At 57.7% G+C, this 12,379-nt stretch carries 7 protein-coding genes; 2 read left to right on the forward strand and 5 right to left on the reverse strand.

Annotation, left to right across the window (positions count from 1 at the left end; translation table 11 throughout):
- Window positions 1-1,299: 1,299 nt before the first annotated feature.
- The 5 genes from tuf to BN3002_RS06415 all read right to left on the reverse strand — a co-directional run bounded on the left by tuf (window position 1,300) and on the right by BN3002_RS06415 (window position 10,059).
- Complete coding sequence (tuf, locus tag BN3002_RS06390; RefSeq protein WP_058237169.1) at window positions 1,300-2,490, reverse strand: elongation factor Tu; 1,191 nt, start codon at window positions 2,488-2,490, stop codon at window positions 1,300-1,302.
- A gap of 349 nt (window positions 2,491-2,839) precedes the next feature.
- Window positions 2,840-4,963, reverse strand: a complete 2,124-nt coding sequence (fusA, locus tag BN3002_RS06395) for an elongation factor G (protein WP_058237170.1) — start codon at window positions 4,961-4,963, stop codon at window positions 2,840-2,842.
- 149 nt (window positions 4,964-5,112) lie between these two features.
- Complete coding sequence (rpsG, locus tag BN3002_RS06400; protein WP_058237171.1) at window positions 5,113-5,583, reverse strand: 30S ribosomal protein S7; 471 nt, start codon at window positions 5,581-5,583, stop codon at window positions 5,113-5,115.
- A complete protein-coding gene (rpsL, locus tag BN3002_RS06405; RefSeq protein WP_058237858.1) occupies window positions 5,583-5,957 on the reverse strand; it encodes a 30S ribosomal protein S12 in 375 nt (124 codons plus the stop codon). Before rpsL ends, rpsG begins: the two co-directional genes overlap by 1 nt.
- Before the next feature lie 3,148 nt (window positions 5,958-9,105).
- Window positions 9,106-10,059, reverse strand: a complete 954-nt coding sequence (locus BN3002_RS06415; protein WP_058237173.1) for a cutinase family protein — start codon at window positions 10,057-10,059, stop codon at window positions 9,106-9,108.
- 398 nt (window positions 10,060-10,457) lie between these two features.
- Here BN3002_RS06415 and BN3002_RS06420 point away from each other — a divergent pair, with 398 nt between their 5' ends.
- Window positions 10,458-11,129, forward strand: coding sequence for a DUF6318 family protein (locus BN3002_RS06420; RefSeq protein WP_154955709.1), 672 nt, complete (start codon window positions 10,458-10,460; stop codon window positions 11,127-11,129).
- 113 nt (window positions 11,130-11,242) lie between these two features.
- Entirely contained in the window at window positions 11,243-11,968 is a 726-nt protein-coding gene (locus BN3002_RS06425; protein ID WP_257525536.1) for a hypothetical protein, read from the forward strand.
- The last annotated feature ends 411 nt before the right edge of the window (window positions 11,969-12,379 follow it).

Consider the following 12,379-nt stretch of genomic DNA (forward strand, 5'->3'; position numbering starts at 1 on the left):
CTCGTCCGTTCAATTCTCAGCGCTCACTTGCTCCCATCTCCATCTCATGCCCGTTCCCCACTTGGTCCCCTCACCCCCCATAGCCCCTTCTTCCGCTCGGGCCCTTCTTTTGATCGATCCCCTCTTTCCTCGGGCCCTCCCCACTTAGTCCTGTCCCTCACTTGCCCTATCCCCCAGTTCCCAACTGTCGATCTGAGGGTCGAATCGACGATTCTCCGCTGAGACTTCCACGCATCACAGCTGGTCAAGGGCCTGCTAGGGAAGCAGGACCGGAACTTTCAGCCTTCAAATCGACACTCGGGTAGAGGGAGGGAAGTCTTAACGAAAAGATCTGCGGAGTATCCGTGTTCGAAGTTTTTTCGGAACTCCTTCGAGAAGCATTCGCAAACAATAGATGTTAGGTCTAGCACATAGGCATACCTACAAGATTGTTCGCGTAGCCGATCGGAGGAGTTCTTGCGGCGCCACCGCGCCTTCACTCCTAATCTCTGCAGAGACTTCTTTCCAGCACTGCCCTTTCCCCGCCTCTACCCATCTGTCGATCTCAAGGACACCTATGGAAGGACATCCCTTGGCGCGACTGCATCGGTGCAGGTCACAGCCAATTCACCTTCGTTTACTCAAACGGAATGCTGCCGAGATCGACAGTTGGGTAAACAACCGGTGGGAAACAGGCAGATAGACAGCTAGGAGCAAAAAGCTCGAGGCGGAACAGTTCAAAGTAGAACGGCTCAGGCCGGAACAGTTCGGAACGCAAGAAGAGATGGGGCCGGAACAGTTCGGAGCGCGAAAAGGTGCCAGACCCGAATTCGTTGGAGCATACAGCGCCATCGCCGCGTAATAGCGACAGAAAGCATATACACGCCCCTTGGCTATTGATCTCACGATCAGACAATGGGAAGCACGAATCACACTGGGCCGACAAAAGGGCGGAGAACGCTAAAGGCCGGAGCAGGCTAAGAGACGGACTACAGCTAGGAGCCGGAGCCGCCAAAAGACAGAGCACGAGAAAAGGGCGGCGCTACCAAAAGGCAGAACACGCTTCAGGCCAGAGGGCGCCAAAGGAATGGGCGCGCTTCGAAACAGAGCACGCAAAAAGACAGAAACGGCAAGAAGATACAGCAGCACAAAAAAGATGGGCTTGGAAGCATCTTTCGATGCCACCAAGCCCATCTCAGCTCATTCGGCTCACCGCCAGGCGCCCTCGTCAATACCGACTCAAACGGCCCAAACGGGGAACCTCGCGAGTGCCAGCGCCAGTTACAGTCGGCTCAATGCCAACTGTACCCAGCTACCGAATCACTTATCGATTTCGGTCACACGACCTGAACCAACGGTGTGGCCACCCTCGCGGATAGCGAAGCCCAGGCCGGGCTCCATTGCGATCGGGTGAATCAGTTCAACGGTGATTTCTGTGGTGTCGCCAGGCATAACCATCTCGGTGCCCTCGGGCAGCGTGATGACGCCGGTGACGTCCGTGGTACGGAAGTAGAACTGAGGACGGTAGTTGGAGAAGAACGGCTTGTGACGGCCGCCTTCGTCCTTCTTCAGGATGTAAACCTGGCCCTTGAAGTTCGTGTGAGGCGTGATGGAGCCGGGGACGGCCACAACCTGGCCGCGCTCGACATCTTCGCGCTTCGTGCCACGCAGCAACAGACCGCAGTTCTCGCCTGCCCATGCTTCATCCATGGACTTGTGGAACATTTCGATACCGGTGACGGTGGTCTTCTGGGTCGGGCGGATGCCGAGGATCTCGACTTCAGAGTTCAGAGCCAGCTTGCCACGCTCGACACGGCCGGTCACAACGGTGCCACGGCCGGTGATGGTGAAGACGTCCTCGATCGGCATCAGGAACGGCTTGTCGAGATCGCGCTCAGGGGTCGGGACGTACTCGTCCACTGCATCCATGAGCTCTTCGATTGCCTTCGTCCACTTCTCGTCGCCCTCAAGAGCCTTGAGTGCCGAGACGCGGATGATCGGGGCGTTGTCGCCATCGAAGTCCTGAGAGTTGAGCAGGTCGCGGCATTCTTCCTCAACGAGCTCCAGCATTTCCTCATCATCCACGGCATCGCTCTTGTTCAGAGCAACAAGGATGGTGGGGACGCCGACCTGACGGGCAAGCAGAACGTGCTCGCGGGTCTGAGCCATCGGGCCGTCGGTTGCTGCGACCACCAGAATTGCGCCGTCCATCTGGGCTGCACCGGTGATCATGTTCTTGATGTAGTCAGCGTGACCGGGGGCGTCAACGTGTGCGTAGTGACGCTTCTCGGTCTGGTACTCCACGTGGGAGACGTTAATCGTGATGCCACGATCGCGCTCTTCAGGAGCGTTGTCGACGTTCTCGAACGGCGTGTACTCGTTCAGTTCCGGGTACTTGTCGTGCAGAACTTTGGTAATTGCTGCTGTCAGCGTCGTCTTGCCGTGGTCAACGTGTCCGATGGTACCGATGTTGACGTGCGGCTTGGTGCGCTCGAACTTGGCCTTCGCCACTTGTGTCCTCCTGGACTCGGGTAGATGTTCTCAGCCTATGGCTAGGTGTTAGCTTAACACCCACAGGGCGTGAGATCCTACAGGGTTTCTATTGAATTGGAGTGCGGATCTGCGCTGCAGCTTTCACACTGCCCCTTGACAGTGATCCCCGCCACCTCGCTCACCGGAATCCCGGCGCTATCCGTCTTGCGCTGCACTGACGCTCCGGTCTCGACCGATCGGTTCCGGCGCGGGACCCCCGCTACTGCGAAGTCCCCCACCGCTGACCGATCTGACCAGTGCAATCACGCAGTGCAACAGGCAATAGCACTACGGTACACCGATCGGGGTTGATCCGACCCCGTGGGACTCACTCGCCCCGAGACTTTCCGACGATTTCCTCTGAAACGCTACGAGGAACCTCGGCGTAGCTGTCGAACTGCATCGAGTACACGGCGCGTCCCTGGGTCTTGGACCGCAGGTCGCCAACGTATCCGAACATTTCCGACAGCGGAACTTGCGCGCGAACAACACGCACACCATGCTGCTCATCCATTGACTGGATGGCACCACGACGAGAGTTCAGGTCGCCGATCACGTCGCCCAGATATTCATCAGGCGTACGCACCTCGACGGCCATAATCGGCTCAAGAAGAACCGGCTTCGCCTTCTTGGCGGCTTCACGCATGGCCATTGAACCTGCGATCTTGAACGCCATTTCAGACGAGTCAACTTCGTGGTATGCACCGTCAAGAAGCGTGGCCTTGACATCCACCATCGGGTATCCAGCCAGAACACCGGAGTGCATGGCTTCCTGAATACCAGCGTTTACAGAGGGGATGTACTCACGCGGAACGCGGCCACCGGTGACTTTGTCCTCGAAGACGTACTCTTCTTCGGAATCGCTCGGCAGCGGCTCCAGCATGATGATGACGCGGGCGAACTGACCCGAACCACCGGTCTGCTTCTTGTGAGTGTATTCAAACTTTTCGACGGTCTTACGGATCGTCTCGCGGTAGGCGACCATCGGCTTGCCGACGTTAGCCTCGACCTTGAATTCGCGACGCATACGGTCAACAATGATGTCGAGGTGAAGCTCGCCCATACCACCGATGATGGTCTGGCCACTTTCCTGGTCCAGCTCAACGGTGAAGGTCGGGTCCTCTTCAGCCAGCTTCTGGATGGCGACGCCCATCTTTTCCTGGTCAGCCTTCGACTTCGGCTCGACAGCCACGTGAATAACGGGCTTCGGGAAGGTCATCGACTCCAGAACAATCTGATCGTTCAGGTCACACAGCGTGTCGCCGGTGGTGGTGTCTTTCAGACCGATCACAGCGTAGATGTGACCAGCGTGCGCCAGATCAACCGGGTTCTCCTTGTTGGAGTGCATCTGGAAGATCTTGGAGATACGCTCACGCTTACCCTTGGTCGAATTCATGATCTGGGAGCCGGCTTCCATCTTGCCGGAGTAGACGCGGATGAAGGTCAGCTTGCCGTAGAACGGGTGCGCCGCAATCTTGAATGCCAGCGCTGAGAAAGGCTCGTTCTCATCGGGATGACGAACGAGGTTCTCTACCTCAGAGTCATCACCAGGTTCGAAACCGCTGACGGATTCGATATCCAGAGGTGATGGCAGGAAGCTGATCACACCGTCCAGCACGGGCTGAACACCCATGTTGCGCAGTGCGGTACCGCAGTAGACCGGGAAGGCCTTGCCTGAAACGGTCAGCGCACGCACGCCTTCCTTGATCTGGTCAACGGTCAGTTCGCCGTTTTCCAGGTAGGCTTCCATGAGCTCGTCGTTGCCTTCAGCGGCGGCTTCCATCAGAGCCTCACGGTATTCCTCGGCCTTGTCCTGCAGGTCGGCGGGAATCTCGCCTTCCTCGACGATGGCACCAAGGGTGGGCTTACCGTCTGCGTCAGTTGCCGGGTAATGGAAAGCCTTCATTGACAGCAAGTCAACGTTGCCTTCGAAGGTATCCTCGGCGCCAATGGGCAGCTGCATGACGATCGGGTTCGCTTTGAGGCGATCCTTGATGGTCTGCACCGAGTAGTAGAAGTCGGCGCCCAGCTTGTCCATCTTGTTGATGAAGCAGATACGTGGGACGTTGTACTTGTCGGCCTGACGCCACACGGTTTCTGACTGAGGCTCCACACCTTCCTTACCATCGAAGACAGCCACGGCGCCGTCGAGCACACGCAGTGAGCGCTCAACTTCCACCGTGAAGTCCACGTGGCCAGGGGTATCGATGATGTTGATCTGGTTGCCTTTCCAGAAACAGGTCACAGCAGCCGAGGTAATCGTGATGCCGCGTTCCTTTTCCTGGTCCATCCAGTCAGTGGTTGACGCACCGTCGTGCGTTTCACCGATCTTGTAGTTAATGCCCGTGTAGAACAGGATGCGTTCAGTCACGGTCGTTTTGCCGGCATCAATGTGAGCCATGATGCCAATATTGCGGACCTTCCTCAGGTCTGTTAGCACTTCTTGTGCCACGGAGTTGTCCTTCGCTTCGTCGTGCGTTCTTTCGGTGATCCCCATTAACGAGGGCGGAGCCCCGCTGGGGATTAAACAGCTGGCAAAAGTATTATTTCACGCAGCATGGTTGTCAGCGGCGTCAGAGGCCGCCCTCGGGAATGGAAAAATCACCAACGGTAATGGGCGAATGCGCGGTTCGATTCGGCCATCTTGTGCATGTCCTCGCGGCGCTTCACAGCGGCACCGAGGCCGTTGGACGCATCGAGAACTTCGTTAGCGAGACGCTCGGTCATGGTCTTCTCACGACGTTGACGCGAGAAGTCAACCAGCCAGCGCAGAGCCAGAGTGGTGGCGCGGGCCGGGCGAACCTCAACCGGAACCTGGTAGGTAGCGCCACCGACACGGCGGGAACGCACCTCAAGGGCTGGGCGGATGTTGTCCAGAGCGCGCTTGAGAACCACCACTGGATCCTGCTCGGTACGCTCACGCACTGTCTCGAGCGCGCCGTACACGATGCGTTCAGCCAACGACTTTTTGCCGTCGAGCAGAACACGGTTGACCAGTTGCGAGACGATCTTGGAACCGTAAACCGGATCGTCGACAAGCGGGCGCTTGGGAGCTGGGCCTTTACGAGGCATTACTTCTTCTCCTTCTTCGCACCGTAACGTGAACGAGCCTGCTGGCGGTTGCGCACGCCCTGCGTATCAAGTGATCCGCGGACAATACGGTAACGGACACCAGGGAGGTCCTTCACACGACCACCGCGGACGAGCACGATGGAGTGCTCCTGGAGGTTGTGTCCCTCACCTGGGATGTAAGCCGTCACTTCGATGCCTGACGAAAGGCGCACACGGGCAACCTTGCGCAGCGCAGAGTTCGGCTTCTTCGGGGTGGCGGTGTACACACGGGTGCACACGCCACGGCGCTGAGGCGAGCCCTTGAGCGCAGGCGTCTTCACTTTGCCGCGCTTGGAGCTGCGCCCTTTGCGGACGAGCTGCTGGATTGTAGGCACTGAAAAATTCTCCAGTCGTTGTGCACTCTGATGACTGTGTTTGCCTGTGTCAGCAGCTGCCCCGTTGTCGGGCCAGTGTCCGGTTGAATTTCGCTGCCGTGAGTTTGGCGGCGGATCGTTGCCGGTTGACGAGGGCAAGCCACGCATCGTCGTGCGTTTTCTTGTGTGGTGCCCGGCGTAGCGCAGGCACCCTGGCTTCAGTCAGCCCGATATTGTCAAGTCCCCTGACTGGGCAGCGTTGATCCATCAGGGGCCGGCGCGCCATGATGTCCGACGGTTAGCGTGTTGCTCAGCTTGTTCTGCTGTGCACCCAGGCTGTGGGGCCTGCTGCCCGTGCGGTCAGAGAATGACGCCCGGAGCTCCGATGGCACGAGGGCGAGGGGGCGATGGCCGTCCGCTCGGTATCCTCCTTGTGGAGCCCGATGCTTGTATCACCGGTTGTGGCGCTGCGTCTTGATCACTGGTGCGATCAGTGTCGCATCGCCGCCAGATCGTGTGATCAAGCGGTCAGGTGACCCGATGTACTCGGGTTACCGCATTTCAGCTTAGTTTGTGGGCGGCGGGCACGTCAATTGTGTACGGCGTGAGCTAAGGCGCATTCTGGACGGAGGCGCGGTCAGAGTGGATTGTTAGGAATGGAGTCACGGAAACTTCCGACGCCTCGCGGCAGGCCGCTTACGGCGACTGCCGGGCGACCTTCCAAGGAGGGCTTCCCATCGACCCCGTCCCTTCCTCCGCCCCTGCTCCTCTTACTCTTACTCTTACCCTTACCCAACTGTCGATTTCAGCACGATCTTCGGCACTACCTTTCATAAAAACTGTTCTTGACCTGCGGTTTTAAAAAACATCTTGTCGAATCGCGCCTCGAGATCGACAGTTGGGTGAAAGAAAGGAAGGGAGGGAGTAGTGGAAGGAAAGCGGAAAGATTGCCCGGCGACCTCCCTGCAGAAGTTGTCCCGATGGAATCGTGGAATATTCCAAGGCGAACCGACCAGAGGGAATCCTCACGGCCGAGGGTACCCGCCCGGCTCAAGCCGAGTTATCCACAAGTATCACCCCTACCACCACCGTATCCACAAGCTGCCGCTCTTATTGCCGCATACGCCGCTTCCCCATGTCATGCTCTTTCAGCCATGCAACTCGACATAACCGTCCGCACGCCCAACACAACCATCACGCATCCAGCTCTATCGCCACACAGTCAGTGCTCGACAACTGGGCACCCTTAGAAAGGAGGTATCCGAGTGACCACCTACATCGAGCACCTTCACCTCGCCACAACCTCGCGCCACCGCCGCCTCAGCGCCCTTAAGAAACAAACTGGTCAGTACTACGCGCGCGTTAAGCGAGGCGTCACGTGGCGCATCGATCCCAGCGCTACCCAGAGTGAAACGTGGAAGATCCGCAATGATGCCGCCTTGGCACGGATTGCGGCCACCTGTCTGACGCATCCGCACGCGACATTCATAGGCCCATCTGCAGCTTTGCTCCACGGCCTGTGGTGCTGGGACCGTTCGCCTGACGTTCACATCCTTACGCATGGCAGACCAGGAAACGAATCCCCGACCTTGCCTCGGATTGAGATTCGTTGCGGCCACCCTCGGCGATCCCCCATCGAAGCAAGCAGAATTTCTATCCCAGCTGCCCGAATAATGCGACACCAGGTACCAGCTATCGGGCCGATACGCACGGTCAGAATCCGCGGATCCAGCATCGACCGCGGGCGTGAAAGCGACGTGTCGGGGTCGCGCCGTCGAATGCTGCTACGTGTGGCGACACTTGAGGACACGCTCATTTTGTGCGCTCTCACGATGCCGGCGAGCCACGCGTTCGTGACGCTATGCGACGGGATGCGTCGGCTGAGTCACTTCAACAAGCACCATCAGGACAGGTCTCGCAAGGCTGAAGAGCGTGTGCGAGCTGCTCTGGTCCGCCAGCTTAGTCGCTTTCCGAGGGGGCATCGCAATGTGGCTCGCGCGAGATGGCTCATACAGCATGCGGATGCGGGCTGCGAATCAATTGGCGAGGCGATGCTGCTGTGGATAGTTCGCAGTCGGAAGCTTCACGCTGTGCGTACACAGTTTGAAGTGCACCAACGCCCAGCTGAGAGCCTTGCTGGAGCGCGCCCGGCGAGCGTGTACTTCATCGATATTGCTTTTCCGCGCGAGAAGGTCGCACTTGAATTTGACGGCCGCAGCAAACGAGGCGTGTCGCACTCACAGATCGCTCACTCTTACCAATCTGAGGGCAGGAGGCAGCGAGATTTGGAGGCGCGCGGCTGGGTTTTCGAACGCTTCATTTGGGACGATTTGCACCACCCTGAGCATTCGGCTGCGCGGATCGAAGCCCGGTTGCGTGGGACGCGCGTGGAAAGCGCTGATCGACGTATTGGTTCTCCGAATCGACGAGGGAGGCCGCGAGCGCCCGCGCGAGATCGGTGTCAACGAGTTGAATGCAGATGCCCTGAATGTGGTGCACTGTTGAATGTGCTTGCTTCGTGAAAGAACTGCCGAAAACTGCATGAAGGTGCCGAGCTCTACCTTGGTGGTACAGCTCGGCACCTAGAGACTAATCGGCGTGACTAAGCGTGCAAATTCGACAGGTCTTCGATCTGCGAATTAGTTGCTTACAGCGGCACACCAAGGTCTTTCAGGAAGTTGCGAGGGCCATCGTATTGGATCGCAATGAGGCCGGCGAACGCTGCGAGAGCGCCAAAAAGAACGAGCTTGAAGAGTTTCTTGATCACGGTGTCTCCTCCATTTGACTAGTGGATCAACGTAGTCAATTCTATGTGCTTCTCTGCGCCAATGCAGGGACTCGATACTGTTCTTCCGCCGTTAATAGTCTCCAATTCCCACCTCCTTCTCTCCCCTACTGTCGATTTCAAGGCCCATCCGACGGTTCTCTCCACGCATCTCGATCCACAAATGCCTGCTGGCCAGTGACGATGCGTAGGGCACCCTCGTCAATTGGGAGGATACGGCAGCCAAATCGACACTTGGGTGGACAGGGCGGCGGGGAGGGAAACAGCACCATTTTGCGACTGTGGCAACCAAGATCTGAAGAAACCTCGCACACAAAATCGCCAGAGGTCTCGGAAGCGTCACGACACTCGATGTCAGAGCCAAAAGGCCACATCACGGCGCTCTTAGTGCCCGTTATTTGCCCCTCCACTTTGGGCGTCGCCACTGTCAGTTTCCTCAGGCGCTGCGCCTTCGGCACCGATATCCTCTCCAGCCAACTCGGCCCTCCGGTAAAGGCGCTCCAGCGCGTGAGCTGCACCTTCAGCCTGCATGCCGTTCGTCCAGTAGAGCGAATGAGCCGAGCGCTGAATACCTGTGCGCCGGCTCCCCTGGCAAAATAGATCCTCCGCAACGCAAAAGTCACGAATCCGGGTGGCAAATTCAGCTAAAGCCTGCGAGTGTCGCGGCAACATCCCGTTAAAACGCGGATCGTAGTCGCCGCGGTTATACGGCATCGACCCAACAAAACCAGGATCACCGTATAGCTCGACGGCAGCAATCGCCTTCCGCGCAGGCTCACTCAGTCGCTCGACATCGCCCATGATCAGCCGGTCTTCAGGCTTGCTCAGCGTCTCAGCGACAACGATCGCGCCCTGCGAATAACCCACGAGCACGTATTTCTGATTCGGGCACCGAGCCGCGCCATCTTCAAGCATCGCGGTCAGAGCTAAAACCCCGTCTTCGACGGAAGCATTAACGTCAAAACTTGCGGGATATTCCAGCGCAATGGCACGCGCGTCTTTCGACCATTTCTCAACGATCTCGCCCGCTACGGCATCAGTGAGGCCACCGCCGCCGGTCTCCTCATTCGTTCCACGCGCATTAATCGCCACGACGTCCACGCATTCTCCGGTGGTCATGAAAGACTGCTCGGCTGGATGGCTGGATTGGGATTGGTCGGGGGCAGCTTCGATGGGGTTGTCGGTTTCTATTTCCGATTGGTTCGACGAGGTTGACTGATTCGAAAGGGCGGATTGAGCGAGAGACTGCTCCGGCTCGGCAGGGCTGTTATCGGCCACACACCCGGCTGCAGTGAGTGCCGTCACAGCAATCAGCGCAGGTAGTCCGAGCTTTCTCATCCGTCACTCCCTCTCGGTTCCACCCAAATTCTACCCATTAACGAGGGAGACTCCCATCTACTGCTACACGCAGTACGCTCCAGATCGGCATCAGTGAGTTTTCTCGATGTTTCGGGCCGACTTTGACGATCCATATTCTGGGAATCGTCGGCAGATCTGTACTTTCCTTCTCCCTCTCCTTCCCTCTTTCCCCGTCTGTCGATCTGAAGGGCAGGTCACCGGCAATCGCACCCACGGGCGAGGCGTTTGCACTGGCCAGGAGTTACCTATCGGGAGGTAGAGCCGTGATGAATCCAGTGAGAGGCTTCCAGATCGACAGGTGGGTGCAGGAGGAGTTTGGTCCACAATTATGAATTGGGGCTGTACGGGCAGCAGTGCTGTTCCGTAGTGTGGTGCACATGACACGACGATCACGACGCTCCACGCACGCCAGGCTCCTTGTTCCAGTAGTGGCCGGAATGATCATGCTGGCTGCATGTAGCCAGGCACAAGACGGGCAAAGCAACAACATTGAAGTCTCTGCCAATCAAAGTGGGTCAGGCGATGCAGCCCACAGCATACCCATGTCGGGCGAGTACCCGGTCTTGCCCGACGGGAAGCTCGGCAGGCCCGTGGACTGGGTGGAACCACACGAACCACAACTGCCCAGTGCTGCCACCAACATGGACGCGTTCGGGGCACGCTACTTCGCCGAGTACTACCTCAACCTCCTCGCATACTCCATCAACACCGGCAACACCACCACCCTCAAAAAAGTCAGCAGCCCAGACTGCAAACTCTGCCAAGTCAACTTAACGAAAATCGCTGATCAATACGAAAAAGGAGGATGGGCGGAAGGCATAGGGTATGAGGTCGCCGAGTTCAACGATGTTCTCACTCATCCAGATGATGAGAATCTCTACTTCGTAGAAATGCTTGTCCAAGCAGCGCCATACACAAACTACTCAAATGACTCCATTTCTAACTACCCTGACAAAGAACTGGTATTCCAGGTAGAAGTCCAAGCAAGAGAGCGGTCCTTCGTCACCAAGTCGTTATACGCCGAATCACCTGAAAGCCCCCAGTCATGAGTGCATTCCATCTCGTCGAGCCCGTTTTAGCAATGTCATTTCTTGTCATGAGTGCACCTGTAGGAGACACAAATGACAGCTGGGATCAAGACATTCTTAAGGCAGACAATAACGTGCTGACTGTCAAACACACCTTTACCCAGGTGGTGTCGGTGCCTGGTGTGGAGGGTGCTGGCGTGGAGAATGTTGACGTCGCTGGTGCTGGTGGTGTGGTTGAGGTTGTTGAGGGACCGGTTGGTGGCTTTCGTGTACCGGGCTGGCAGGTGCGCTGCAAGATCGGCACCGGCACAGCCGGCGCCACACCAGCAGACAAATGCACCCCACCACCAACAGAAAAACCTGAAGGAAAAGAACCAGACCAGCCCGCCACTCCGTCAACCGACACCATCGCACGCACAGCCCTAAACACCATCACCCTACGCGGCGCAGGCCTGACCATCCAACCACACCAACACGCCTTCACCGAAGTGCCCTCCAACATCTACGCCGCCACACCCACCCAAACCCACACCCTCACCGTCTTCAACCACACCGTCACCCTCACCCTTCACGCCTCCACCTACACATTCGACTTCAACGACCACACCCCACCACTGGTCACCACCACCCCAGGAAACCCCTACCCCAACATGGTGCACACACACTCATGGCAAAACGAATCACCCCACCAAACCGTCACACTGACCACCACGTGGGACGTCACACTAACCAACCCGTTCACCGGCGCCACGCACACAATCCCTAGCATTACAAGCACAAGAGAAACCAGCGCCCCATTCCTGTTAACCAAACCCCACCAAGTCCTCACCGACCACGCCGAAAAAGCCCACGGACACTAACCGAACAGAGAAACCACAAAGAAAACCGAGAAAACACCAGCTAATTCAAGAAAGATAACCGCCTCGACATCGCAATCGGTACTTCCTTAAAAGAGACAGTGGCTGAGCGGGGAGGCAGCCGCCAGACCACACAATGAATCTCTCTCGCGCACCTTAAGCTTTCCCTCACCGCACAAGCTCTCCTTCACCGCACAAGGAAACTCGCCACGCCACAACGAGGAGCCCCCACCACACCGCTTAAGGCAACTCGCCCAGTCGCGGAGGAAATACTCCTCTCAGCGCACAAAGAGCCTCACCACGCCGTAACGAGGGACCTCATCACACCGTGCAAGGCACCACACCGCGCCATAAAAAGAAGCGGCTGGTGCAAGCCCGCCGCAATTCGCGGGCTTACACCAGCCACCTGAGGTT

The sequence above is a fragment of the Actinomyces ihuae genome (genome assembly GCF_001457875.1).
In the GTDB taxonomy this organism is placed as follows: domain Bacteria; phylum Actinomycetota; class Actinomycetes; order Actinomycetales; family Actinomycetaceae; genus Pauljensenia; species Pauljensenia radingae_A.